The following is a 25,850-nucleotide window of genomic DNA, read 5'->3' on the forward strand; positions in this document are numbered from 1 at the left end:
AGAGGCCGGATGCCGCGTGGCGTGGTGGGTCAGCTGCGGCCGCCGAGTTGGCGGGATGCTTCGCGGGCCGCGGTCTGCACTCGGGGCGTCCAGTCGTGGCAGCGCTGCGGGGTCAGGCGGTTGGTCGGACCGGAGATGCCGATCGCCGCGACCAGGTGGCCCTGCGCGTCGAAGACCGGTGCGCTCACCGACGCGGCTCCGGCGTCGCGTTCCTCCGAGGTGATCGCGAAGCCCTGCTTGCGGGTCTGCGCGAGGGCGATCCGCAGCAGCTCCGCATCGGTGATGGTGAAGTCCGTGTAGCGCGCCAACTCGCTTTCGAGGACGACCTCGGCCGCCTCGTCGTCCCAGGCCAGCAGCACGCGGCTGGCCGAACCGGCGTGCAGCGGCATGAGCTTGCCGACGTGCATCTCGCGGCGCACGGCGTGGTGCGTCTCCGCCATCGCGACGCACACCCGCAGGTTGCCCTCGCGGCGGTAGATGCACGACGTTTCGCCGGTTTCGTCCCGCAGCTCCCGCACGATCGGGGCGAGCTGTTGCACCACGTCGAGGCCGGTCGAGGCCGGTGCCGCCCAGTAGGCGAGGCTGAGCCCGATGCGGTACCGGTCGCCGGTGCGGTCCAGGAAGCCTTCGGCGACGAGGTTGGCCACGATCCGCTGGCAGGTGCTGGGCGGGAAACCCGTCGCCCGCCGGATTTCCGGGAGGCTCAGTTCCGGGCGTTCGGTGCTGAACGCGGCGAGCACCTCGCGGATCTTGCCCAGCACCAGCAGCGGTTTGACACCACGGGGCAGCTCCCGCCCCGGCACCCCGGCGACGTCGAGATCAGCGTCCGGGAGGTCGATCTCCGCACCCGAATCGAGTTCAGACATCTGATCTCCAGGTCCTCCTGCGGCTGTTCCGGGGCCAATCGTACCGGGCCGGGAATCGGCGACCTGCGGCGTTGCGATCAACCGGGGCGGCTGCCCCCGAGGGGGCTGGCGCGACCGGGTCCCGCGGCACCCGGCGCCACGGGATCGTCCACATCGGACGTCCTGCCGCGTCAGATCACCTGCTTCCCGCGCAGTTCGCGCCGAGCCTGCTCGTCGAGCCCGAGCAGTTCGCCCAGCACCTCGTCGTTGTGCTCGCCGAGTTCGGGACCGAGCCAGCGGATCTCCGCTGGCTCGCTGTCGAGCCGAGGGACCACGCCGGGGAACGCGACCGGTCCGAAGTTCTCCTCGCCGTCGCGCACCTCGCGGCGCTGCAGCATGCCGCGAGCCAGGAAGTGCGGATCCTTGCTGATGTCGGCCGCGTCGTAGATCGGACCGGCGGGCACCCCCGCCTCGTCGAGCAGGCCGAGCACCTCGTCGATCCCGCGATCGCCGGTCCAGGCGCTGATCGCGGCGTCCAGTTCGTCGCGCCGCTGCCACCGGCCGGGGTTGGTGGCCAGTTCCGGGTCGTCGCGCAGGTCGGTGCGGTCGAGCACGGTCATCAGGCGGCGGAAGATCGCGTCGCCGTTGCCCGCGATCACCACCCACTTGTCGTCCCGGCATCGATAGGTGTTGGAGGGTGCCAGGCCCTCCATCCGGCCGCCGGTGCGTTCCCGCAGCACGCCGTAGGCCTCGTAGTCGGGCAGCAGCGACTCCATCATGCTGAACACGGCCTCGTACAGCGCGACGTCGACGATCTTGCCGGGCTCGTGCTTGCCCTGCTCGCGGCGCAGCAGGCTCATCAGGACGCCGATGGTCGCGTACAGCCCGGCCACCGTGTCGCCGAGGCTGATGCCGACGCGGGCCGGTGGGCGGTCGGGGTCACCGGTGAGCAGCCGCAGGCCGCCGAGGGCTTCGGCGACGGCGCCGAAGCCGGGCCGGTCCCGGTACGGGCCGGTCTGCCCGTAGGCCGAGACGCGCACCAGCACCAGGTCGGGCCGGGCCTGGGTGAGCTGCTCCGGACCGAGGCCCCACTTCTCCAGGGTGCCGGGCCGGAAGTTCTCGATCACCACGTCGGACTGCCGGGCCAGGTCGAGTGCGATGGCCCGGCCTTCGTCGCTGCGCAGGTCGAGGGTGATGCACTTCTTGTTCCGGTTCATGGTGCGCCACAGCATCGAGGTCTCGCCCCGGAAGAGACGCCATTTTCGCAGCTCGTCGCCGGTTCCGGGGCGTTCGACCTTGATCACTTCAGCGCCGAAGTCGGCGAGCAGTCGGCCGGTCGTGGGCGCGGCGATGTAGTTGCCCAGTTCGAGCACCCGAATCCCGGACAACGGCCCTTGCATACCCATCCCACTCCTTGCCACTATGTGGTAGCCAAACCCCTATGTGGTAAGCATAGCTCCCCCCAAACCCGATCAGCAAAGAACCACAACCCGCCGCTCAACCACGCCCCCACCGCACCCTCGTCGGGCTGGAGGAGAGGTGAAGGGCACCTTTCGCCAACTAAGTTGGTAAAAGGTGCCCTTCACCCTTCGCCTGAACGGTGAATCGGGGCGCTCAGTCGCAGTCGTGGGCGGATCGAGTTGGTGGGCAGGTGCTCGGTGAGTGAGGGGCGGATCGCCTCGGGTTGGCGTGTTCAGGTTGAGGATAACTTTCCACGATGTGGTTGATTTGTGGGTTCTTTTTGGTCGGGGGTGGGAAGGGCGGGTTTGTGGTGGTCGTTTCGTGGCGGGTACTCACTCGGCGTGGAGGGGTGCAGTCGGCACGCCCTGGCCGAACTTGAAGCGATCACCAATGCGGCGGCTCGGCGGCGCGACCCGGAGGTGGCCCGGTAGGCCTGCTTGCGGCACTTGGGCGCGAAGGTCGGCCTGGAGCAGTTGCGGCTGCGCGAACCGCAGTGGCCCGATGCACGATCCACTGTGGACCAGTTGGGTTCGGCAGCGGGTGCTCTCCCGGTTCTTGCCGGAACAACCACTCGCGAGCCCCAACACCAAGCACGCCTATCCGCGCAACCTCAGCGCCGGTGTTCGAGCTCGTTTTGCGTGGCGGTGCGGGTGGCGAACCTGGCGATTTCGCGCGAAATCGCCCCCCGCCCCGCATGGGGAACGGCGATTTCGCGCGAAATCGCCCACCTCACCTGAGGCGGTCGGCCCGACACAGCTTCGAAGACAGGCTGCCCGCCGCGCGGAGCAGAACGAGCGGGGGACCGCGCCTCACTCGGCGAGGACGCGCAGCATGCCCTCCGGACCGGACTCGTTCTCCAGGAACTCCACGTAGGGGCCTTCACCGGAGGGCGGTCGCAGCGAGGCGAATTCGCAACGGTCACCGGTGAGCTCCATGCCGGTGGCCGTCGCCAGGGCGCGGGCGTCCGAGCGCGGGTCCGGGGTGTCGATGACGACCGCGGCGACCGGTCCGGTCTCGGCGTAAACCGTCCGAGGTTCGAGCACGCACAGCTCGTTGCCCTCGATGTCGGCCATCACCACCCACGGGACCTCGCTGCTCTGGTCGATGTCGGCGAACCGGGCACCGGCGTTGAACAACCGCTCCACGATCTTGTTCTGGTCGTCGTGCGACTCGCTGCGCAAGTCCAGGTGCACGCCGTTCTTGCGGCTCTTGGCCCGCGCGCTGGCGACGAACCGCAGCGGCACGCCAGCGCCGGACGGCCGGACCGCGATCCCGGCGTGCGTGTCGACGTGCCAGCCGAGCACGTCGGCCCACCACCGGGCCAGCCGTTCCGGTTCCCGCGCCGAGAACTCCACAACGATCGAAGCCATGCCGAGAAGTTACGGCCATTCCCACTGCTGCGCAGTGCTTCGGCGATAACCGGTGGCGATCCGCCGGTCGATCGCGCAAGCTCGCTGTCCATGCGGATTCGCGACGCAAACCCCGCCGACTGGGCGGCGATCTGGCCGTTCATGCACGACATCGCGGTGGCGGGTGAGACGTTCTCCTGGGACCGCGACATCGACGAACAGCGCGCGAGGCAGCGGTGGTTCCCGGCGCTGCCGGGCCGCACGTTCGTGGCCGTCGACGACCGCGGCGCGGTGGTCGGCACCGCGGTGTCCGGCCCGAACCACGAAGGTCCGGCCGCGCACGTCGCGACCGCCAGCTTCATGGTCGCGCCACGGCACTCCGGCCGGGGTGCGGGCCGAGCGCTGGGACGTCATGTGCTGGACCGGGCGCGCGCCGACGGCTTCCGCGCGATGCAGTTCAACGCGGTCGTCGAGACCAACACCCGAGCCGTCGCGCTGTGGCGCTCGCTGGGCATGGAGATCGTCGCGACCCTCCCGCAGGCGTTCCACCACCCGACCCACGGCTACGTCGGCCTGCACGTCATGTACCAGCTGTTCTGATCCCGGACGGTTTCCTTGGGAAGGTCCGCCGATTGGGTGTGACCACAGGTGGTCGTCAGACAAGTGGTGTCAGCCGCGTCCATCCGCTCTCGCGGCTTGCGCCGCCAAGGCCTCCGAGGTTCCGCTACGCACCGTTTTAAGCGTCGGTGCGGGCCAGGCCGGTGCCGTCCCAGGTGGTGTGGGTGCAGGCGATGCCGTGGCCACTGCGGGGGCGCAGCACGTCGTAGATGTGCATCTTCGGGATCTTCGGCGACACGCCCCAGCCGCTGGGCCAGGTGATCAACCAGTCCATGTCCAGGTCCACCAGCAGGCCGAGCATCCGCGCGATCGTCGGGTCGTCCAGCCGCTCGAACGCCTCGTCCAGCAGCACCAGCCGCAGCGGGCCGCGCCCGTCGGAGGCGACGCTGACGGCGTCGTAGAACGCCGCCGCGGCCGCGAAGAGCGTCACGTAGGAGATCAGCCGAGTCTCGCCGGAGGACAGCTGCCGCAGCCGCCGCACGCGCGGCTTGCCGCCCGGCCCGGTGTCGCGAACCCGCACCGTGAAGGCGAACCACGACCGGTAGTCCAGCGCCCGCGCCAGGATTTCCGCGTACCCGCCGGAGGCGCTGTCCCGTTCGGACTCGATGAGATCGGTGAACACCCGCCGCAGCAACGCATCCTGGTCGTCGCTGCGGTTGGCGAAGGGGGTGCGCACCAAGTCGATGGCCTGCTTGATGTCCTCGCCCAACGCCGCCGAGGGCTGCCACTCCAGCTGGACGTGCACGCCTTGGCTGGACCTGGCGCCGTCGAGCACCTCGTTCATCCGGTTGCACAGGTCCTCGGCGATGCCGACCTGACCGCGCAGCCGTTCGGCGAGGTCCCGGATCAGGTAGTCGGCGAAGATCGACTGGTAGCGCTCGTTGAGGTAGCCGCGCTGTTCGCCCAGCCGCTCGCCGACCCGGCGGGCGGCGTCGGCCACCGGCTGCGGGCCCTCCTCCCCGGTGACGGTCACGGTGAGCAGGCCGTGCTGGTCGGCGGCGGTGATGTCGTAGTTGCCGCTCAGCGAGTGCTGCAGGCTTTGCAGCCGGTTGAGCACCGTGGCCTCCGCCGAGCCCCGGCGATCCGCCTCGGCGAGCACGCTCGCCGCTTCGTCCAGGTCCGCTGGCGTGGTCTCGGCGACGTCCGCCGCCGACCACAGACCGGGGATGCGAAGCGCCTGCCGGAACGCGTCGGTCGCGGCAGCCGCGTCGTGCTCCCGGCCCGCGAGCTGGGATTGCTTGTGCTCCAACTGGGTTTCCAGCCGCGCCGCGGACTCGCGCAGCGAGCTGATCTTCTCCCGCGCCTGCGGCAGCCGCTGGCGCAGCTGTGCGCGCTCCCGCTCGAACGCGCCGACCTTGTCGGCGATCTGCTGCGCCTCGCCGCCGACGGCGGAGGTGAGCTCCGCGAGCCCGGTGGCCTGCTCCGCGTACTCGGCGCAGCGCTGCTCGGCCTGTGATTCGGCCTCCATCCGGTCGGCCACCGCCGCGTCGTGGTGCAGCGAGAGGTCCCGCAGGTCGGAAAGGGTCGGCAGGCAGCGCGATTCGATCGCCTCGCGCAGCGCGTCGATCGCGGCGCGGGCGTCGGCGGCGGCTCGGTGGGCGGCGTCGAGCGCGTGGGTGTCGGCGGGCAGGTCTGCTTCCCCTGCCGAGCGAACCAGCTCGCCCTGCGACGCCTGCCAGCGCTGATCGGCATTCTCGTGCTGTTCGCGCACCTGCACGGCCCGCTGCTCGGCGTCCGCCGCGGCCTCGATCGCGGTGGTCAGCTTGGCGTGCGCGGTCAGCAGGTCGCTGTCGTCCGGATACGACTCAAGGTGCTGTTCCAGCGCGGCGGCGTGCTCGCTCACCTCGCGGTGCCGACGCTCGGCGTCGCCGATCTCGGCGCGCAGCCGCGCCAGGTCTTCCTCCAGCTCCGCGATGCGCCGTGCGCGGGCCGCGTCGCGGGCGCCCGCGCCGACGTACTCCGCCGTTTCCTTGCGCCACGAGCCGGAGAGCACCCCGGCCTGCCAGGAACCGGTCACCGAAACCGAAAGTCCAGCGCCGCCATCGATCGGCACCGAGGCCAGCAGCGCGGCAACCCGCTCCGGCGGCACCGGGCAGTCGGCGTCGGTGGCCGGGGAAAGCAGCTCGGCCAATGTGCCGCCGGAGCGGTGTTCGGCCGGTGCGGCGAGCAGGTCGGCGAGGCCGGGCACCGCGCCGTCGGCGGTGACCCATGCGTTGAGCAACCCGCTGGACTGCAACGCTGCTTCCAGCCCGGCCCGGTCGGGTTCGCTCAGCGACGGCTGGAAGTCGACCAGTTCGTGGAAAGCCCGGCCCTGGGCGGCATCCCGTGCTGCGTCGGCCCAGCCGGGGCGGGCTGGGGTCCGTTCACCTCCGGCGCGCAGTTCGGTGAGTTCGCGTTCGCGGGTCTGGGCGTCCGCGCGCAGTTCGGCGATCTCCTGCTCGCATCCGGATACCTGCTGACGGGCCGCGTGCAGCTGGGGCCTGGCCCAGCGACGTACCTGGTCCCGGGCCTGCCTGGTCGCCGACCGGTCCGCGGCGAGCTCTTCGGCCAACGGTGGTTCGGGGCGCGGATCGTCCACAGTGGAGGGCCATTCGACGCGCCACTTCTGGGCGCGCTCCACCCACACCGCGGCCGCGTCGGAAAGCTCCTGCTGGGCCTGGTTGCGCCGCCCGGCCGCCTCGGTCGCGGTCAGCTGCGCCTGCCGGGCCAACCGCTGCAGTTCGGCGACCTCGTCCTGCTCCCCGTCCAGCTCCAAGGCCTGCTGGTGCAGCGCGAGGGTCAGTGCGGAACGCTGTCGGACGACCGCTTCGAGCTGTGCGGAACTTCCCACCACCGCTTGGAATTCGGCGGCCACCACATCGGTGTCCAGTTGCGGCGCGGCGTAGCGCTGCACGGGCAGCGGCTCGGCGTCGGACTCCGGTGCGGTGCGCACCTGAGCCTGCTCGGTGCGCACCTCGGCGGCCGGGATCGCGGGTGGTCGCGGCACCAGGGAGCCGTCCAGGCCCGCAGCGGACAGTTGCCGCGTCGCGCGCGCCGCGGCCGCCGCGGCGGCCTCGGTGTCGCCGGTCAACCGGCGCAGCATGCCCACCACGGATTCGGCGGACCGATGCTCCTGCGCGCGGTGCTTGTTGGCCGTGTCCAGCGCCGAAACCGCTGCGGTGCGGGCGCTTTCGACCAGCCGCTCGCGGTCGCGCAGGTTCTGCAGCTCGGAATAGGCGGGGTGGGAGCGCAACGCGTCGATGCTGGATTCCAGCTCGCCTTCGCGCTGTTCCAGCGCGGCGATCGCGTGCTGCGCGGTTTCGCGATCGTGCTGCTTGCCGGTCACCTGCTCGCCCAGACCGGTCAGCTCCTCGCGCAATGCCCGCAGTCTCTGCCGCGCGCTGCGCATCGCCTCGGCGCGGTCGCGCAGCGCGCCGAACGCGTATCCGGAATAGGTGGCCAGGAAAGCGGTGAGCGCCTTGTCCGCGCCGGTCAACCGGACGATGTTCTCCCGGATCGACTCCAGGTCGTCGAACGAGGTGGCCAGCCGTTCGATCAACCCGGGATCCAGCGGCGGCAGCGCGTCCGAGAGGATCTGCTCCAGCTGTCCTTCCAGGACTTTCAGGCCGACATCGGGGTTGCGCAGGGTGCGCTGCAGGTGCAGCAGGTCGCCGTAGCGGGCGGCGGGCATGCCGTAAACCGTGGCGGCGACCTTCGCGCGGAAGGACTGCTCGTCGAGCACGCAGTCGGCGCCGAGCAGCTCGCGCAGCTGCGCCGAACCCAGCGGAACCCGGTCCGCGCCGACCAGGTAGAGGTTGATGCCGACCCGACGGCCGGTGATGAACCGCCACGAATCGCTGATCGACTGCGAGGTCTTCGACGCCTTCACCCCGATGCCGCAGGTGAGGAATTCCTCGTCGCCGTCCGGGGTTTCCCGGCGGAGCTCGATCCAGGCGTAGCCGATCCGGTTCGGCCCGCCGGGGTACTCGTCGAGCATCAACCGCCGGATGCTGACCGTGTCGAAGCCCTTGGAACCCAACTGCCGCAGGTCGCCGTCCAGGCACAGCGGCAGCAGCAGCTCCAGGGTGCGGGACTTGCCGGAACCGTTGGTGCCCTGGAAGATCGCCCGACCGCCAGCCAGGTCGAAGGTGGTTTCGGCGTACTGCCAGATGTTGACGATCCCGCCGCGGTGCAGCCGCCACCGGTTGGCCGCGGGTACCGATTCCGCGCCGTCTGCGCTCACTGCTGACCTTCCTCTGCCATCTCGTCGAACAGCGACCAGCCCGGAGATTCCGGGGCGGGGGGTTCCGGTTCCCGGCCTGCCGCCGGGGTGGCGTCCGGCTGCGGCAGCCAGCGGTGCGCCGCCGGGCTGAGCAGCCAACCGGCGTCGGAGTCGGGGGAGTCTTGCAGCAGGCCGAGTCGGCGCAGCAGCGCGACGACCGAGCGCACCAGGTCCTGGTGGTCCTCGGTGGCCTGCCGGGACCACGCGGCGGGATAGGAGTCGACCAGGTCCTGGCACACGTCGGTGAAGTCCGGCCAGCTCACCGGGTGCTTGCCCGATGAGTCCGGCGCCGCGCGGCCGAGCAGTTCCGGCAGCGCCAGCAGCGCGATGCGGGCGACCGTGCCGGGACCGGGGAAGACGAGGTCGGTGAGGTAGTCCTCCGGATCGCAGACCACCACACCTTCCGCGCGGCACTCGCTGACCAGCCCGAAAAACCGCTCCAGCAAACGGGATTCGTTCCTCACGTGCTCGCGCAGCCAGTTCGCGTGCTCGGCCGAGAGGTCGCTGTAGAGCACGACCGGGTTCTCCACGAGCCGCCGCCGCACCGAGTGCGCCAGGTCCCTGGGCCCGGCGGCGGAGGCCAGGTCGACCAGCTGCTCGGGACTGTTGGCCTCGGCCAGCGGCGCGGCGATGAGCTGCCCCAGCAGATCGGTGTCGATGGTGATCAGCGCCTCGGCGGTGGATTCCGCGGTCACCGAGCCCTCGGTCTCGGTGATCACCCCGAGCGCCACCAGCTGCCGCAGCGCGGCGGTCAGCGCCCGGCGATCCGCCGGATCGTCGACCACCTGGATCTCCGCTTCCACCGCGGCCGAGCGGACATCGCTGACCAGCCTGGACAGCAGCACCTGGCGGCCGATGCCGGTCAGCGCGGCCAGCGTCAGCGCCAGATAGGTGTAGCCGCGCGGCGACAGCGATGCCTCGCCGCGCGTCGCATCCACCCCCGGCCCGGCCTTGTACAACCGGGCGAACCGGCGCTCCACCACCAGCCGGTAGCCCAGCAGCGTGGCGAACAACTCCTGGAGCACGACGCGCTGCCGGTAGATCATCGGCAGCAGTTCACCGTCCGGGCCACCAGAGCGCAGCAGCGGTCGGCGCAGCAGCACCCGCGCGCAGCGGACCGCGTTGGCCGCGTCGATGTCCGGGAGTTCGTCGAAAGTCGCGATCATCGGGCGGCTCCCCGAACCGGCTCCGGGTTTTCCGGGGCGGTTTCCGGGATGGCGCCGTCGCCGGAGACCTCCAGGACCGCGTCGCGCAGCGTCAGGGTGCCCGAGGTGCTGGAGATCCGGGTTTCCCGACCTGGTTCGGGGCGGACCGTGACCCGCAGCCGGTGCACCGGATCGAGCGCAGTGCCGGGATCCTCGGAACCTTCGCGCTGCGCCATCGCCAGCGTCAGCAGCTCGCACAGCACCCCGAGCGCATCGGTGGACAGCGACCGCTCCGCCAGCCGCGAACTCGCCGCGGCGAGTTCCGCGACCGCCGCGCTGCGCCGCTCGTCGGCCTGCCGTGCCTGCGCCAACAGGGTTTCCTCGGTCATCGGGTCGTCGAGCACCCGGGAGGTCCGGCCGCGCGCCCCGCGGTCGCCCCGGCTGCGCACGCTCACCGTCACGTCGAGCACCGGTCCATCGCGCCACGGCACCTTGTCGTTGTCGCTGTCGTAGTCCGGCGCGGGCAGCAGGTGCCGCGCCGAGTGCAGGCCGAACGCGGCCGAATAGATCTGGTGGGCGGTGGTTTCGTCGGCGCCGTCGAACCACTTCGCCAACTTCAGCAGCTCGCCGCGCCGACCCGGCACCAGCCCACCGCCGGAAGTGGCGCGCTTGACGCTGGCCAGCAGCGAGCCGATCGCGCGGGCGGTGGCCTCGCGCAGCGCGGCCACCTGGCTCGGTCGACCCGGCGAGTCGACGAACCAGTCGGTCAGCTCCTGCCAGTCGGCGGCCGTGCGGCCCCGTGCGCGCTCCACATCGGTGCCCAGCTGATCGGCCGGGCCGAGCAGCCGGAGCAGTTCGGTGCGCACCCCGGCCAGCCCGGCCAGCGAACCGGCGATCGTCTCGGTGTGCCGCAGCACGTCCTCGACGACCATCTGGATGTACTCCACCAGCAGGTTGCGGAACCCGGAGATCTCATCGGGCGCCAACTGGTGCCGGGTCACCACCTGCCCCAGGTAGGCGTAGAAGTCGCGGACCGTGGCGGCCAACTCGGCGTGCTGCAGGAACACCGTGGTGACCTGCTCGGCGAGCCGTTCGACCGCCTGCCGGGCGGATTTCGTCCGCGGCTCGCGCTGTTCGGCGGTCAGGGCATCGGAAAGCGCCGCGCCGATCCGGGACAGCCCGCGGTCGATGGCGGGCAGCAGTTCGCGCGACACCTCGCGGGCGCCCTCCGGAACCCGCAGCAGCGCGTCGACGTCCCGCTGCACCCGGACCGCGAGCTTGCTGACCTGGTAGCGCACGCTGCCGTGCTGGAACTCCGCGATGCTCGACGCGATGGTCTCGCGGCGGCCCACCACCAGGTTGCCCCACTTGACCAGCTGCTTGAGCCGGTCGATCACGGTGTCCACATCGGACTCACCGGGTGCCACCCGGCCGTCCCGCTCGGCCGCGGCCAGCGCCGCGCCCACCTCACCGGCGGACAGGTCCGCCAGCAGCGTCGCGGTGAACAGCCGCATGATCGCCAGGTAGGTGCGGTGCTCGGGCGCCTGCAGGTATGCGAACAGCTGCAGGCGCTGCCCGCCGTCGCGGGTCTGCTCGGGAGCCTGTGCGCTCGCAACGTCCGTCGCGGAGGTTCCCGCGACGCCCGCGCGCAGCACATCGGCATCGTGGTCCGGGGCCGTCACGGTCCGCCACGATATCCGGTCCGGCCGACACGGCCGGTCACCTGGCATGCGGTGGCCGGTCCCACCAGTCCCAGCGGTAGCGTTTCGGGCAACTTCGCGAGGTGCGGGACACCCGTGCCCGCGCGATGTTGCCGGAACTCGGGACCCGGGAACGCGGTTGGTGCCATGCTCCTCGTGTTCCGGGCAGCGGCTCGGGGAATGCAGGTCGATCAGGAGGAACGGCACCGGTGAGCGCGGGACGGGCGGTCGGACTGCTACTCGGGGTGGCCGCGGACGCGGCGATCGGCGACCCGAAGCGCGGGCATCCGGTCGCGATCTTCGGCAAGGCAGCGCAGGCCGCCGAGCGGCTGCTGCACCGGGACCAACGGCTCGCCGGAGTCGCCTACACCGGCCTGCTGGTCGGCGGCACGGTCGGCCTCGGGGTGCTCGCGCAGCGGTTGTCGCAGCGCAGCCCGGTGCTGGAGGCCGCAGCCACCGGGCTGGTCACCTGGGTGGTGCTCGGCGGCTCGTCGCTGGCGGACGAGGGCACGGCGATGGCCCGGATGCTCGACGCCGGGGAGATCGACGCGGCTCGGGTGCGGTTGCGCAACCTGTGCGGCCGGGACTCGGCGGTGCTCGATGGCCAAGGCCTGGCGCGGGCGACGGTCGAATCGGTCGCCGAGAACACCTCCGATGCGGTGGTGGCGCCGTTGGTGTGGGGCGCGATCGCCGGAATCCCCGGCCTGATCGGCTACCGCGCGGCCAACACCCTCGATGCCATGGTCGGCCACCGCTCGCCGCGCTACCGCAATTTCGGTTGGGCCGCCGCGCGGTTGGACGACGTGCTGAACCTGCTGCCGTCCCGGTTCGCCGCCGTGCTCACCGCTGCCTGCGCGCCGGTGGTCGGCGGCTCGGCCAGCGGTGCGTGGCGCACCTGGCGGCAGGACGCCTCGGCGCACCCGAGCCCCAACGCCGGGCAGATCGAGGCGGCGTTCGCCGGTGCCCTGCAGATCCGGTTGGGCGGGCGGACGGTGTACGGCGAGGTCGTGGAGCAGCGCCCGGTGCTGGGCGAGGGGCGCACGGCGGACGCGGGGGACGTCACCCGCAGCGTCGAGCTCTCGCGGGTGATCGGCACGCTCACCGGGGTCCTCACGGCGGGTGCGGCCCTGGCCCGCGGCCTGCGCCGCAAACCCTGACCGAACGGTTCGCCGAGCAGTGCTGGCCGTGGCGAACTTGCCGGTGATATCGGGTATCTGGCCCGTGGTGGCGAGCTCCGACGGGGTCAGCCTTGGCGGGTTGGCTCGTTCTCGTGGGTCGGGGCTCCAGCGCGTTCCGCTGCTTCGCGGCGTTCGTCCGCGGCGATCGCCTCGGCCACCGACATCCTCCGGCGGCGACCGCCCTTGCCCCGCCCGCCGGTCGGCGTCGGGGCGCCGTCTTCGGCGGGGGTGTCGGACTCGTCGTCCTCGGCGGTCGCGTCGAGCCAAGGCGGACGGGATTCGGGGCGCAGCTCCGAGTAGACCAGGTAGCCGATCGCGAGGATCGCCATGATGCCGAAGGTGATCCACTGCAGCGCGTACGAGAAGTACGGCCCGGACTCCAGCTGTGGCAGCGGTAGGGCGTCCAGCACACCCGGCTGTCCCTCGGCGAGCATGAAGTAGCCCGGCCGCAGCGGGATTCCGATGCCGTCGCTGACGGCCTGCGCGTTCACCGCGTAGGCCCACCGGTGCCCGTCGTGGTCGAACAGCGGTCGCTGCTTGCTGTCATGCTCGTCGACTCGGACGCGGGCGGTGAGCGTGACATCACCGGTCGGTGTCGCTGCGAAGTCCGGCGCCTGGGTGCCGTTGACCGGGCGGATGTAGCCCCGGTCGACCAGCACGGTCGTGCCGTCGTCGAGCCGGAACGGGGTGAGCACCTCGAAGGCGGGTTCGCCCTGCACGGTGCGCTGCCAGGCAAGCGTTTCGCCGTTCGGCAGGTACTGCCCGTGCAGCAGGACCTTCGTCCACTCGGTCCGCTGGTCCGGCGCCTGTCCAGCGGGCAGCACCTCGGCCAGCGGTTTCGGTGTCGCGTGGAACGATTCGCTGATCGCGTTGTTGCGCGCCTGCGCCTCGTCGTTGCGGCCGAACTGCCAGGGGGCCAGCAACGTGAAGCACAGCGAGGAGAACACCACGACGAGCCCGATCAGGCCGAGCCAACCGGGGCGTAGCAAGAACTTCAGACGCACGACCCCACCGTAGCTCAGCTGTCCTGACCTGCGGTTTTGGGCTCACTCTCGGCGATCGTGGCAGGTCAGCCCGCTTTCGGCGGCCGGGACGTGCCGTGGCGAGAATGCGCAATCGTGATCAGGAGGGCGCTGAACCGCCCGACGGTTTCGCTACTTTCGAAAGGTGTGGGGAACGCTTTGGACGCGGAGCCGGTGGGCACGCGGGCGCTGAAATCTGACACGTCGATTCGGATCTGGCAGGCGTTGGCGATCGGCGCCGGTGTCGGGCTGGTGGGCGGCGCGCTGACCATGCTGGGGCAACGGGTGCTCAGCGGTTCCGGCGGCTGGTTCATGCTGGTCAACTCGGCAACGCCGTGGGTGGTGCTCGCCTTCGTCGTAGGCGTGTGCATCCCCGGCCGCCACTGGCTGGCCGCTGGCGCGGGTGCGTTGACCGAGGCCGGGATGGTCCTGGGCTACTACGGGACCGCGTTCGCGAGCGGTTTCGCGGTTTCGGCGTCCTCGACCCTGATCTGGGTCCTGGCGGGCGTGATCGCCGGTCCGGTTTACGCGGCGGCCGGGTCCGCCCGGCGGCACCCGCGCACCCTGCCGCGGGTCGCTGGGCTCGGGCTGCTCGGCGGTGTGCTGATCATGGAAGGCTGCTGGGCACTGTGGTTGGCGACGGACGCCAACTCGAACTCCGGACCCGGCCCGGTGGCGGGTTGGTCCGCGATCGCGATCGGTGTGGTGCTTCCTCTCGTCCTCGGTCGCTCGATCAAGGACCGGATCTTCGGCCTGCTGATGACGATCCCGGTGATGGGCCTGGTGCTGGTGGGCTACCTCGGCGTCACATGGCTGTTCATGCACAGCTGAGAGGGCGCGGGGGTTGGTTCGCGTGGCGGTGCGGGTGGCAGACCTGGCGATTTCGCGCGAAATCGCCACCCGCCCCGCGTGGGAGACGGCGATTTAGCGCGAAATCGCCCACCTCGCCCGAGGCGGACGGCCCGACACGACCACTTCAAAGACAGGCACTCAGGCAGTGTCTGTGCGGGGACACCCCGCACCCCGGGCGATCTCGGTCCGGGGTCCCCGACATCATGTATGCCGATACACCACGTCGAGGCAGGCCTCCCAGAGAACGTCAGTGGGCACAGCCTGAGAACCCGCGGCGGTGCAAGCGCCGTAGGCGAGCCAAGCGGCTTCGCCGCTTCAAAGCAAGATCAAAACAGGCACTGATGGCGAACGCGGGCGCCAACCGGCTTCGCTGCTCGGGACCCATTTACACTGCCTCCGATGAACAGCGGGCACGATCCGGATTCGTTGCGTCACCACGGCGATGTCGACGCCGAGCGCGGCCTGCTCGACTTCGCGGTCAACGTCCGCCTGGACCGCCCACCTGCGTGGCTCCGCGACCGCCTGGCGGCGGCGCTGGACCGCCTCGGCCGCTATCCGTCCGCCGCCGACGACCACGCCGCCCGCACCGCTGTCGCCGCTCGCCACGGCCGCGCCGCGGCCGAGGTCCTGGTGCTCGCTGGCGCGGCCGAGGGCTTCGCGCTCCTGCCGTCGCTGCGCCCCCGCCTCGCCGCGCTGGTGCACCCCTCCTTCACCGAACCGGAGCTGGCGCTGCGCACCGCAGGTGTCGAGGTGACCCGGGTTCAGCTCGACCCCGCCGATTACCGACTGCGTGCCGAAGCGGTGCCCGAGCAGGCGGATCTCGTGGTGCTGGGCAATCCGACCAACCCGACATCGGTGCTGCATCCGGCCGCGGAGATCCGGCGGCTGCTGCGGCCGGGCCGCGTGGTGGTGGTCGACGAGGCGTTCAGCGACGCCGTGCCGGGCGAACCGGAATCGCTGGCCGGTTGCCGGGAGCCGGGACTGCTGGTGGTGCGCAGCCTGACCAAGATGTGGGGCCTACCGGGGTTGCGCGCCGGATACGCGCTGGGCGAACCGGAGCTGTTGCGGCGACTGGCCCACAACCGTCCACATTGGCCGATCAACGCCCTGGTGCTGGAGGCGGTGATCGCCTGCTGCGATTCGGCCGCGCTGGCGGAATCCGAGCGGGCCGCGGTCGAGTTCGACGCGCACCGGGCCGGACTGGTCGCCGCGCTGGCCGACATTCCGGGGCTGCGGGTCGCATTGCCCGCCCGCGCCCCGTTCCTGCTGCTCCAGGTGGACGACGGGCCGCAGGTGCGCGAGGCGTTGCGGGGGCACGGCATCGCGGTGCGCCGCGGTGACACCTTCCCCGGTCTCGGCCCCGACCACCTCCGGGTCGCGGTGCGCGATCCGGTACAGAACGCCTTGCTGGTCAAGGCTTTTCGCGATGTCCTTGGGATGGGGGTGAACCGGTGACGGTTCGGCTTCGAGAGGTGATCGAAGCACTGGAGGCGGCGTATCCGACCGGCTTGGCCGAGAGCTGGGATGCGGTCGGCCTGGTGTGCGGCGACCCGGAGTCCGTGGTGCAGCGGGTGCTGTTCTGCGTGGACCCGGTCGAGGCCACTGTGGACGAAGCGGTGGATTTCGGTGCGCAGCTGCTGGTTTCGCACCATCCGCTGCTGCTGCGCGGGGTGCACGGGGTGCCCGCCGACGATCCGAAGGGCCGGATCGTGCATCGGCTCATCCGTTCCGGGATCGGCCTGTACTGCGCGCACACCAACGCCGACAGCGCAGCCCTCGGGGTGTCGGACGCGCTGGCCGAGGCGATCGGCCTCACCGTGACCAGGCCGCTGGTGCCGCACGAGGAAGGCGCCGCCACCGGTCTGGGACGCATCGGCGAGCTGCCCGAAGCCGAACCGTTCCGCGACTTCGTGCGGCGCGTCGCGCAGAACCTGCCGACCACGGCGTGGGGCGTGCGCGGCGCGGGTGACCCGGAGCGGCCGATCCACACCGTCGCGGTGTGCGGCGGTGCCGGTGACTCCTACCTGGCCGCCGCGGCGGCGGCCGGGGTCGACGCCTACGTGACCGCCGACCTCCGGCACCACCCGGCCGGTGAGCACCTCGCGCGCGCCGATGTGCCCGGCACCGAGGTACCGGCGCTGGTGGACGTCGCGCACTGGGCAAGCGAGTGGCCGTGGTGCCAGCAGGCGGCCGACACCGTCGCCGCCGCGCTGCCGGATACAGTCGAAGTCCTCGTTTCCACCCGCCGCACCGACCCGTGGACCGTTCACGCCGGTACGGCACCCGACCCAGGGAGGGCGCTCGCGTGAAAGCCGACCCCGCCGTTCAGCGACGCCTGCTCGATCTCGCGGAGGCGGACGCGGAGCTCAACCGCGTCGAGCACCGCCGCCGCACGCTGCCAGAGTTGGAGCAGATCGGCCAGGCCGAGCGCGACGCGCGGGCCAAGCGCGATGAGCTGGTGGTCGCCCAAACCGCCTACAGCGACCTGGACCGCGAGGTCAAGCGGCTGGAGAACGAGGTCGACCAGGTGCGGGCCCGCGAACGGCGGGACCGCGAGCTGATGGCCGCCGGTGGATCCGCCAAGCAGCTCGAAGACCTGGAGCACGAGTTGCAGACGCTAGCTCGTCGGCAGGGCGTTCTCGAAGACGAGCAGTTGGAGGTCATGGAGCAGCGCGAGGCCCTCGAAACGAACGTGACGAGGTCGCGCGAGGCGGTCGACGCGGCCGAGCAGCGGTTGGTGGAGGTGCAGTCGCGTCGCGACGAGGCGGTCGCCGACCTCGAAGTGGCGGAGTCCCGCCGCAAGGCGGAGCGGGACCTGATCGTCAAGGCGCTGCCCGAGAGCCTCGCCGCGCTCTACGAGCGGATCCGCGCGCAGCGCGGCGTCGCGGCCGGGCTGCTGCAGGGTGCTCGCTGCGGCGCGTGCCGGATCGAGCTGGACCGCACCGCGCTGAACGAGGTGCGCGAAGCGGCGGCCGACGACGTGGTCCGCTGCGAGGAGTGCGGCGCGATCCTGGTGCGGACCGGGGCGAGCCGGTGAGCACCCGCGTCGTCGTCGAGGCCGATGGCGGGTCGCGCGGCAATCCCGGCCCCGCCGGGTGCGGCGCGGTGGTCCGCGACGCCGAATCCGGTGCGGTGCTGGCCGAGCGCTCGATCGGGTTGGGCATCGCGACCAACAACGCGGCCGAGTACCAGGGCTTGATCGCTGGGCTGCGGGCCGCGGCCGACCTCGGTGCGGCCGAGGTCGAGGTGCGGATGGACTCCAAGCTGGTCGTCGAGCAGATGTCCGGGCGCTGGAAGGTCAAGCACGAGAACCTGCGGCCGCTGGCCGCCGAGGCGAGGCAGCTGGTCGCCGGATTCGAGTGGGTGCACTTCGAGTGGGTGCCGCGTGCGCAGAACGCGCACGCCGACCGCCTGGCCAACGAGGCGATGGACCAGCAGACCGGCACCGGGCAGGTGAGCGGCGACGCGGGTCCTGGCGTCGAGGACGGCGGTGCTGCGTCGACACCGAGCACGGCGCGGATCCGCCCGGCCGGGTGGCTCGGTGCTCGCGGGACCCCCACGAAGGTGTTGTTGCTGCGCCACGGGCAGACCCCGATGTCGATCGATCGGCGCTATTCCGGTCGTGGCGACGTCGCGTTGACCGAACTGGGGGCGCAGCAGGTGCGCGCGGCCGGTAAGCGGCTGGCCGCCATGGACGGGGTGGTGGCCCCGGATGGAATCGCGCCGGTGATCGCCTCGCCGCTGACCCGAACCCGGCAGACCGCGCAGGCCGTCGTCGACGCCACCGGCGGCGAACTGCACTTCCACGACGGACTGCTGGAAACCGACTTCGGCGACTGGGAAGGCCTCACCTTCCTGGAGGCCGCCGAGAAGTACCCGCAGCTGCACCGGAAGTGGCTCGGCGACTCCGGTGTCCAGCCGCCCGGCGGCGAAAGCCTCGACGAGGTCTTCCAGCGGGTCACCGCCACCCGCGACGACCTGCTGGAGCGCTACGCGGGTCGAACGATCATCGTGGTCAGCCACGTGACCCCGATCAAGGCCCTCCTGCGCCTGGCCCTGGGCGTCGGCCCGCAGCTGTTCTACCGCCTGCACCTCGACTTGGCCTCACTGTCCATAGTGGAGTTCTACCCGGACGGCAACGCCTCGGTCCGCCTCGTGAACGACATCTCCCACTGGTCCTGACCCCAACCGCGAAAGTCCCGCCCGGTCGTTTCGGGTGAGAGTCCCGCCAGCCTGGAATGCGCTGGTTCGGACCATTGACATCGTGTGGGGGTGCTTCTAGCGTGCCGTGAAACCGTCTGGGAAGTTAACGGTTAGGGGTGCGGGTGGCGCGCGAAGGGCACGCGGCTCGGGACGGTAGTCCGCGGCTGCTGCGGGAGATCAACGATCGAGCCGCGATCGAGGCGATGCTGCGGCGCGGCGCGCTCACCCGCGCCGAGCTCGAAGCCGCCATCGGCCTGTCCAAACCCGCGACCGTCGCACTGCTGGCCCGGTTGGAGAAGGCGGGCATGGTGCGCCGCGGCGAACTGCGCGGCGGCAACCGGGGCCCCGCCGCCCAGATGTGGTCGGTCGACGGCGCGCTCGCGCACGTCGCGGGCGTGAGCCTGACGCCCGCTGACGCGGACATCGTGATCGCCGACATCACCGGCGAGATCCGGGTCGAGCAGCGCAGCGCGCTGCCGGTTGGCAACGACGCACCACAGGCCTTCGCCGACGCGGTGGCGCAGGCCGCCGAACGCGTCGACCTCCGACCCGACCAGCTCACCAAGATCGTGATCGGTTCACCGGGCGCGGTGAACCCGGCCACCGGACACCTCGGCTTCGCCCCGCACCTGCCCGGCTGGGAGGGCTTCGACCTGCCCGGTCGGCTGCGCGCCGAACTGGGCACCGACGTGATCGTCGACAACGACGTCAACCTGGTCGCGCTCGTCGAGATGACCACCGGCCGGGCGCGGCAGGCCCGGGACTTCGTGCTGGTCTGGCTCAGCGACGGGCTCGGCTGCGCGGTCGTGATCGATCGCGTGCTGCACCGGGGAGCCACCGGCGGGGCCGGTGAGATCGACTGGATGCACGTGCCCGACCGAGCCAGGCTGGACACCGGTGTCGACCGCACCGGCTCGCGGCTCGGCGGCCTGCTCAGCTACCGGTCGATCAACAAGCTCGCTCGGGCGCACGGCATGCGAACCCGCAATGGCGCGGCGGCGGTGCGGGCGGCCCACACCGCTGGTGCCGCCGGTCAGGCGTTCCTCACCGACCTGGCGCGCCGCGTCGCGACCGGCGTCGCCGGGGTGGTGAGCGTCCTGGATCCCGAAGTCGTGCTGCTGACCGCCGAGATCGCGCAGGCGGGCGGCCAGCGGTTCGCCGATCTGGTCGCCGCCGAACTGCACCGGCTCGTCGTGCCGCGCACCCCGGTGGAACCGGCGCAGTGCACCGAGCACGCGGTGCGCGCGGGCGCCTTGCAAGTGGCTCTCGGCCTCGCCAGGGAGCAGGTCTTCGGCCTGCCCGCCACCGCGGTGGGAGTCCGATCCGACCCGAACTGACCGGAAAAACCAGCTGGAGGAGGCACGATGAGACGATCAAGGGTCGTGAGTGGTTCTCCTGGTAAGAACCGGAATTATCGCTCACGAATACTGGCGGCAGCGGGTGTGGCGGTTGGTGCGCTGATCGCCGCGTCCTGCACCGCGGGCTCCACGTCGGAGGGTCCGCAACCCGCCCCGGGCCCCGACGAGCAGGTCACCATCACGGTGTCCAGCCAGTTCACCGACCGCGAACTGGACGTGCTGAACCAGGTGCTCGACGGATTCCACGCCAAACACCCGAACATCACCATCAACAGCCAGGGCAACCAGGACGACGACAAGATCACCCAGGCCATCCGCGGCGGCAACCCGCCGGACGTGGCGATTTCCGCCGAGACGATCAACCTCGGCCAGTTCTGCTCCAGCGGCGCGTGGCAGGATCTCGGCCCCTACCTGCAACGCGACCAGGTCGACCTGAACCAGATCCCCAAAGTGGTCCAGGACTACACGCAGTTCCAGGGCAAGCGCTGCGCGATGCCGCTGCTCGCCGACGTCTACGGCCTGTTCTACAACGCCGACGCCTTCGCCCGCGCCGGTCTCACCGCGCCGCCGAAGACCACCTCCGAACTCACCGAGATGGCCAAACGGCTCACCGAGTTCAATCCGGACGGCTCGATCAAGGTCGCCGGGTTCCTGCCGGTGCTTGGTTCGCAGGCCAACCACCCGTGGAACTGGGCCCCGCACTTCGGCGCGCAGTGGACGGACGCGCAGGGCAAGTCGGTGCTCGGCCAGGACCCGGCCTGGCAGGAGATGTTCCGCTGGCAGAAGGAACTCGTCGACTTCTACGGCTGGGACAAGCTCGTGCAGTTCACCTCCGGGCTGGGGCAGCAGTACTCCGCCGACAACGCCTTCCAGCGCGGCCAGATCGCGATGATGATCGACGGCGAGTACCGCACCGGGTTCATCGAGGACGAGGCGCCGAACCTGCGCTTCGGCACCGCGCCGTTCCCGGTCGTCGACTCCAAACCCGAGCTCTACGGCACCGGATTCGCCACCGGCACCATCATCGGCATCCCGCGCGGTGCGGAGCACGCCGGTGCGGCTTGGGAACTGGTCCGCTACCTGACCACCGACACGACCGCGCTGGTGGAACTGGCCAACGGCCTCAAGAACGTGCCGACCACCGCGGCGGCGTTGCACGATCCGAGGCTGCAACGCACCGAGCAGTACCAGACTTTCCTGGACCTCTTCGACAACCCGCAGCTGGTGCCGAGCCCGCCGAGCCCCAACGGCAGCGCCGCCATCAAGTCCACCGAGGACTTCGCGGTGAAGTGGCAGAGCGGCCAGGTCACCGACCTCGGCGGGGCGTTGCGGGAGTTGGACGCCCAGATCGACGCGGCCAAGGCGCTGGGCGGCGGCTGAGGCCATGACGGCGACGTTGGAACGGACGCGGCCGGAGCGCACCGCCCCGGCCCGCGCCCGCGCAGTGCGCAGGCGCCTGCGGGTGCTCGGGTTCATGGCCCCCTGGATCATCGGGTTCAGCTGCTTCTTCGGCTATCCGCTGCTGGCCACCGCCTACTTCTCGTTCACCGGCTACGACCTGCTGAGCCCGCCGGAATGGGTGGGGCTGCGCAACTACGCGTACCTGCTCTTCGGCGACCCGGTGGTGCGCATCGCCGCGGCGAACACGCTGTGGCTGGTCGTGGTCCTCACCGTGCTGCGGGTGGTTTTCGCGCTCGGCGTCGCCGCCGTGCTGGCCCGGCTGCGCAGCGGTGTCGGCCTGGTCCGCACGCTGTGCTACCTACCCGCGCTCGCTCCGCCGGTGGCGGCCACGCTGGCGTTCACCTTCCTGTTCAACCCCGGCACGGGCCCGGTGAACGGGCTGCTCGGTCTGCTGGGCATCGACGGTCCACTGTGGTTCAACGATCCGGCGTGGGCCAAACCCGCCCTGACCCTGCTGACGCTGTGGGGCAGCGGCGAATTGATGATCATCATGTTGGCCGCGCTGCTGGACGTGCCGAGGGACCTGCACGAGGCGGCGGCGCTGGACGGTGCCGGGGCCCTCGGCCGCTTCTGGCACGTCACGATTCCCTCGATCGCCCCGGTGCTGCTGTTCGGCGTGGTCAACTCGATCATCTTCGCGCTGCAGTACTTCACCCAGGCGGTGGTGGCGGGCTCGGTGGCCTCCGGTCAGGCCGAACTGGTGGGCAGCAGCAAGGTGCTCGGTTACCCGGACAACGCGACGCTGACCTTCCCGGCCTGGCTCTACCAGCAGGGATTCCACTACTACAACATGGGCTACGCCGCCGCGATGGCCGTCGTGCTGTTCGTGTTCTCCCTCGGGTTCACGGTGTTGCTGATCCGCCGGATGCGCGGCGGCACCAACGCCGAGGAGGTGGGCTGACGTGTCGCACGGTCGGTTGTATTGGGTGGCTGTGCACAGCATCGGGCTGGCGCTCGGGGTGATGTTCCTGCTGCCGCTGGTGTTCGTGTTCCTCACCGCGACGATGTCCGATCAGCAGGCGCTGACCGCGAACCTGTGGCCGCAGGAATGGCATTGGGAGAACTTCGCGGAGGTCTTCGCCGAGGCACCGATGCTGCGCTACCTCGCCAACAGCGTGCTGTACTCGGGGCTGGCCACCGCGTTCATGCTGATCTCCAGCATCCCGGTCGCCTATGCGCTGGCGAAGCTGCGCTGGCGGGGCCGCAGCACGGCGTTCGTGCTGGTGATCGCGGCGATGATGCTGCCACCGCAGGTCACCGCGGTGCCGCTGTACATCATGTGGACCAGGTTCGACCTAACCGGCAGCCTGTGGCCGCTGATCATCCCGCACCTGTTCGGCGACGCGTTCAGCATCTTCCTGCTGCGGCAGTTCTTCCTGACCATTCCGCAGTCCTACGTGGACGCCGCGAAGGTGGACGGCTGCTCCGAGTTCACCGCGATGCTGCGGGTCGTGCTGCCGATGGCCCGGCCCGGGGTGGCCGCGGCGGCGATGTTCTGCTTCCTCTACACGTGGAACGACTTCTTCGGTCCGCTGCTCTACGCCGGGGAGAGCCAGCAGTCCTGGACGCTGTCGCTGGGGCTGGCGTCGTTTCGCGGCATGCACCGCGTGGAGTGGAACCTCACGATGGCCGCGACCGTGCTGGTGATGCTGCCGGTCATCGTGCTCTTCCTGTTCGCGCAACGCGCTTTCGTGCGCGGCATCACCTTCACGGGAGTCAAGGGATAGCGATGAAACTGACGGTGGTGGGCGGCGGCTCCACCTACACGCCCGAGCTCATCGACGGTCTGGCGACGCGATCCGATCCGGCCATCGAGGAGATCGTGCTGGTCGATCCGGATGCGCAGCGGCTGGCGGTCGTCGCCGGGTTCTGCCGTCGGCTGTTGCGGCAGGCCGGTCATCCGGCGCGGCTGCGCACCACCTCGGATGTCGTGGCCGGGGCCGCCGGGGCGTCGGCCGTGCTGCTGCAACTGCGGGTGGGCGGCCAGCGGGCCAGGCTCGGTGATGAGACGTTTCCGCTGGACTGCGGCTGCATCGGCCAGGAGACGACCGGAGCGGGCGGGCTGGCGAAGGCGCTGCGGACCGTGCCGGTGGTGCTGGACATCGCCGAACGGGTGCGGGCCGTCGCGCCGCGGGCGTGGATCGTGAACTTCACCAACCCGGTCGGCATCGTCACCCGAGCGCTGCTCGGTGAGGGACATCGGGCGGTCGGGCTGTGCAACGTGGCGATCACCTTCAGCCGCTGGATCGCGCGGCTGCTCGACGTGCCGCCCGAATCCGTCCGGCTGGAGCACACCGGCCTGAACCACCTCACCTGGGTGCGCGGCGTGCGGGTCGACGATCGTGACGTGCTGCCGGAACTGCTCGCGGAGCACGCCGACGAACTGGCCGAGCACATCGGCCTGCCAGCGGGCCTGATGCGGCGGTCGGGCATGGTGCCGTCGTACTACCTGAAGTACTTCTACGCCCACGACGAAGTGCTTGCGAAGCAGCGCGATTCCCCACCGCGGGCGACCGTGGTGGCCGCCGTCGAACGCGACCTGCTCAAGCGCTACGCCGACCCGTCGGTCACGGCCAAGCCGGCGGAACTGGCGCAGCGCGGCGGCGCCTACTACTCGGAGGCAGCGGTGCAGCTCGTCCACGCCCTGACCGCGGGCGGCCGGCAAGAGCACGTGGTGAACGTGCGAAACGGCGGCACCCTGCCGTTCCTGCCGGACGACATGGTCGTGGAGACGAACTCCACTGTGGACTCCTCGGGTGCCCGGCCGCTGCCGGTTCGTCCGGTGGAACCCGCCCTGGCCGGTCTGATCGGCCATGTCGCGGGCTACGAGCAGCTGGCCCTGGACGCGGCGTTGCGCGGCGGCCGGGACCGGGTCGCGGACGCGCTGCTCGCGCATCCGCTGATCGGCCAGCACGCGGTCGCCGACCGGTTGGCCGATGAGCTCCTCGGCCGCAACGCCGCGTTCCTGCCGTGGGCCCGATGACGCCCGCGGTGCTGGCCATCGACGGCGGCAACAGCAAGACCGATGTGCTGCTCGTCGCCGCCGACGGCTCGGTGCTGGCGTCCGTGCGCGGACCGGGTGCGTCGCCGCAGCACGTCGGCGTGCGGCGGTGCCTGGACGCCCTCGCCGAACTGGCCGATCGGGCCGCCGCCCAGGCCGGGCTGCCGAGCGGGCCGCCGTTCGCGGCGCACACCTCGGCCTGCCTGGCCGGTGCCGACCTGCCGCGCGAGGAGCACGAGCTGCACCGGGCGATCCGGCAGCGCGGCTGGTCGGGGTCGGTGACGGTGGACAACGACACCTTCGCGCTGCTGCGGGCCGGGACCGAGGACGGGATCGGGGTCGCGGTGGTCTGCGGCGCCGGGATCAACAGCGTCGGTGTCGCACCCGATGGCCGGACCTCCCGATTCCCGGCGCTGGGGCGGATTTCCGGCGACTGGGGCGGTGGGGCGTTCCTCGGTCAGGAGGCGCTGTGGTGGGCGGTGCGCGCCGAGGACGGTCGCGGCGCGCCGACCGCGCTGCTGCCCGCGGTGTTGAGCCACTTCGGGGTGCGCTCCACGGCGGAGGTCGTCGAGGCGCTGCACTTCGGCGAGCTGCCCGCGTCCGCGGTGCACGAGCTGTGCCCGGTGCTGTTCGAGGTGGCCGAGGGCGGCGACACGATCGCCACCGAGCTGGTCGATCGACTCGCCGAGGAGATCGGGCTGCTCGCCACTGTGACCTTGCGGCGACTCGGGCTGCACGACGGTCCGGCCACCGTGGTGCTCGGCGGCGGGGTGCTCACCGGAGCCGGTCGGCGGCTGCTGCCGGACATCCGGCGGCGCTGCGCCAAGGTCGCTGCCGAGGTCGACGTCCGCGTCGTCGAGGCGCCGCCGGTGATCGGTGCGGGCCTGCTCGGGCTGGACCGGATCGGCGCCGATCCCGTCGCGTTGCAGCGGCTGACCGGGGCTGATCCCCGTCCGGCGCGGCGTCGCGGCTAAACTGGACGGTGCGGATGAGTCGGCTGGGTGACCGCGGCGGGAGGTATCTCGTCGAGGAAAGTCCGGACTCCTCAGAGCAGGGTGGTTGTCAACGGCAACCCGGGGCGACCCGCGGGACAGTGCCACAGAGAACAGACCGCCCGGCGAGCTTCGCCGGGTAAGGGTGAAACGGTGGTGTAAGAGACCACCAGCACCTCGGGTGACCGGGGTGGCTCGGTAAACCCCACCCGGAGCAAGGCCAAGAGGACGCCGCTGCGGCGTCTGCGCGGACGTTCGAGGGCTGCTCGTCCGAGGTCCGCGGGTAGGCCGCACGAGTCTGTCGGCGACGGCAGGCCCAGATGGATGGTCACCAACCGGGAGCGCCGCAAGGCCCCCGAGAACAGAATCCGGCTTACAGGCCGACTCATCCGCCCAGCGCTCTT

20 protein-coding genes and 1 other RNA gene are annotated in these 25,850 nt (G+C 71.1%); 14 read left to right on the forward strand and 7 right to left on the reverse strand.

Going from position 1 to position 25,850, the window contains the following annotated elements:
- Positions 1–29: 29 nt before the first annotated feature.
- The 3 genes from ACTWQN_RS08545 to ACTWQN_RS08555 all read right to left on the reverse strand — a co-directional run bounded on the left by ACTWQN_RS08545 (position 30) and on the right by ACTWQN_RS08555 (position 3,676).
- Positions 30–866 carry an IclR family transcriptional regulator gene (locus tag ACTWQN_RS08545; protein WP_443202796.1) on the reverse strand — a complete coding sequence of 279 codons (837 nt, stop codon included), beginning with the start codon at positions 864–866 and terminating at the stop codon, positions 30–32.
- Positions 867–1,036: 170 nt separating this feature from the next.
- Positions 1,037–2,251 (reverse strand): CaiB/BaiF CoA transferase family protein, encoded by a 1,215-nt coding sequence (locus ACTWQN_RS08550; protein ID WP_443202797.1) that lies wholly within the window; start codon positions 2,249–2,251, stop codon positions 1,037–1,039.
- Positions 2,252–3,115: 864 nt separating this feature from the next.
- Entirely contained in the window at positions 3,116–3,676 is a 561-nt protein-coding gene (locus ACTWQN_RS08555; RefSeq protein WP_443202798.1) for a VOC family protein, read from the reverse strand.
- A 90-nt stretch (positions 3,677–3,766) separates the two neighbouring features.
- Between ACTWQN_RS08555 and ACTWQN_RS08560 the strand changes: the two genes are divergently transcribed.
- Positions 3,767–4,255: a GNAT family N-acetyltransferase gene (locus tag ACTWQN_RS08560; RefSeq protein WP_443202799.1), complete on the forward strand. Its 489-nt coding sequence runs from the start codon at positions 3,767–3,769 to the stop codon at positions 4,253–4,255.
- Between the two features lie 136 nt (positions 4,256–4,391).
- Here ACTWQN_RS08560 and ACTWQN_RS08565 read toward each other — a convergent pair whose 3' ends face one another.
- From ACTWQN_RS08565 to ACTWQN_RS08575, 3 genes are read right to left on the reverse strand one after another with little or no spacing between them, the layout of a single operon-like run.
- A complete protein-coding gene (locus ACTWQN_RS08565) occupies positions 4,392–8,495 on the reverse strand; it encodes a TIGR02680 family protein (protein ID WP_443202800.1) in 4,104 nt (1,367 codons plus the stop codon).
- Positions 8,492–9,700, reverse strand: coding sequence for a TIGR02678 family protein (locus tag ACTWQN_RS08570; protein WP_443202801.1), 1,209 nt, complete (start codon positions 9,698–9,700; stop codon positions 8,492–8,494). Before ACTWQN_RS08570 ends, ACTWQN_RS08565 begins: the two co-directional genes overlap by 4 nt.
- Complete coding sequence (locus tag ACTWQN_RS08575; protein WP_443202802.1) at positions 9,697–11,361, reverse strand: TIGR02677 family protein; 1,665 nt, start codon at positions 11,359–11,361, stop codon at positions 9,697–9,699. The genes ACTWQN_RS08570 and ACTWQN_RS08575 overlap by 4 nt, the downstream gene beginning before the upstream one ends.
- 227 nt (positions 11,362–11,588) lie before the next feature.
- Between ACTWQN_RS08575 and ACTWQN_RS08580 the strand changes: the two genes are divergently transcribed.
- On the forward strand, positions 11,589–12,536 hold the full coding sequence (locus tag ACTWQN_RS08580; RefSeq protein ID WP_443202803.1) for a cobalamin biosynthesis protein: 948 nt from the start codon (positions 11,589–11,591) through the stop codon (positions 12,534–12,536).
- 86 nt (positions 12,537–12,622) lie between these two features.
- On the opposite strand, the gene ACTWQN_RS08585 is transcribed toward ACTWQN_RS08580, so the two are convergent.
- A complete protein-coding gene (locus ACTWQN_RS08585) occupies positions 12,623–13,561 on the reverse strand; it encodes an SURF1 family cytochrome oxidase biogenesis protein (RefSeq protein ID WP_443202804.1) in 939 nt (312 codons plus the stop codon).
- Between the two features lie 165 nt (positions 13,562–13,726).
- Between ACTWQN_RS08585 and ACTWQN_RS08590 the strand changes: the two genes are divergently transcribed.
- From ACTWQN_RS08590 to rnpB, 12 genes are all read left to right on the forward strand, one after another.
- The gene (locus ACTWQN_RS08590) at positions 13,727–14,410 is read left to right on the forward strand and encodes a DUF6518 family protein (RefSeq protein WP_443202805.1); all 684 of its coding nucleotides are present in this window, start codon (positions 13,727–13,729) and stop codon (positions 14,408–14,410) included.
- Between the two features lie 420 nt (positions 14,411–14,830).
- Entirely contained in the window at positions 14,831–15,886 is a 1,056-nt protein-coding gene (gene cobC, locus ACTWQN_RS08595; RefSeq protein WP_443202806.1) for an Rv2231c family histidinol phosphate aminotransferase CobC, read from the forward strand.
- Positions 15,883–16,740: a Nif3-like dinuclear metal center hexameric protein gene (locus tag ACTWQN_RS08600; protein ID WP_443202807.1), complete on the forward strand. Its 858-nt coding sequence runs from the start codon at positions 15,883–15,885 to the stop codon at positions 16,738–16,740. The genes cobC and ACTWQN_RS08600 overlap by 4 nt, the downstream gene beginning before the upstream one ends.
- Positions 16,737–17,468, forward strand: coding sequence for a zinc ribbon domain-containing protein (locus ACTWQN_RS08605; protein WP_443202808.1), 732 nt, complete (start codon positions 16,737–16,739; stop codon positions 17,466–17,468). Before ACTWQN_RS08600 ends, ACTWQN_RS08605 begins: the two co-directional genes overlap by 4 nt.
- Entirely contained in the window at positions 17,465–18,613 is a 1,149-nt protein-coding gene (locus ACTWQN_RS08610) for a bifunctional RNase H/acid phosphatase (protein ID WP_443202809.1), read from the forward strand. The genes ACTWQN_RS08605 and ACTWQN_RS08610 overlap by 4 nt, the downstream gene beginning before the upstream one ends.
- Before the next feature lie 143 nt (positions 18,614–18,756).
- Positions 18,757–19,971 (forward strand): ROK family transcriptional regulator, encoded by a 1,215-nt coding sequence (locus ACTWQN_RS08615; RefSeq protein WP_443202810.1) that lies wholly within the window; start codon positions 18,757–18,759, stop codon positions 19,969–19,971.
- Between the two features lie 105 nt (positions 19,972–20,076).
- The gene (locus tag ACTWQN_RS08620; RefSeq protein WP_443202811.1) at positions 20,077–21,372 is read left to right on the forward strand and encodes an extracellular solute-binding protein; all 1,296 of its coding nucleotides are present in this window, start codon (positions 20,077–20,079) and stop codon (positions 21,370–21,372) included.
- 4 nt (positions 21,373–21,376) lie between these two features.
- Complete coding sequence (locus tag ACTWQN_RS08625) at positions 21,377–22,354, forward strand: carbohydrate ABC transporter permease (protein ID WP_443202812.1); 978 nt, start codon at positions 21,377–21,379, stop codon at positions 22,352–22,354.
- Between the two features lies 1 nt (position 22,355).
- The gene (locus tag ACTWQN_RS08630) at positions 22,356–23,180 is read left to right on the forward strand and encodes a carbohydrate ABC transporter permease (RefSeq protein ID WP_443202813.1); all 825 of its coding nucleotides are present in this window, start codon (positions 22,356–22,358) and stop codon (positions 23,178–23,180) included.
- A 2-nt stretch (positions 23,181–23,182) separates the two neighbouring features.
- Positions 23,183–24,436, forward strand: a complete 1,254-nt coding sequence (locus tag ACTWQN_RS08635; protein WP_443202814.1) for a 6-phospho-beta-glucosidase — start codon at positions 23,183–23,185, stop codon at positions 24,434–24,436.
- A complete protein-coding gene (locus ACTWQN_RS08640) occupies positions 24,433–25,428 on the forward strand; it encodes an N-acetylglucosamine kinase (RefSeq protein WP_443202815.1) in 996 nt (331 codons plus the stop codon). The genes ACTWQN_RS08635 and ACTWQN_RS08640 overlap by 4 nt, the downstream gene beginning before the upstream one ends.
- A gap of 15 nt (positions 25,429–25,443) precedes the next feature.
- Positions 25,444–25,838, forward strand: an RNA gene (gene rnpB / locus ACTWQN_RS08645) — RNase P RNA component class A.
- Positions 25,839–25,850 lie beyond the last annotated feature (12 nt).

It is taken from the genome of Saccharopolyspora antiqui, from assembly GCF_052246905.1.
GTDB lineage: Bacteria > Actinomycetota > Actinomycetes > Mycobacteriales > Pseudonocardiaceae > Saccharopolyspora.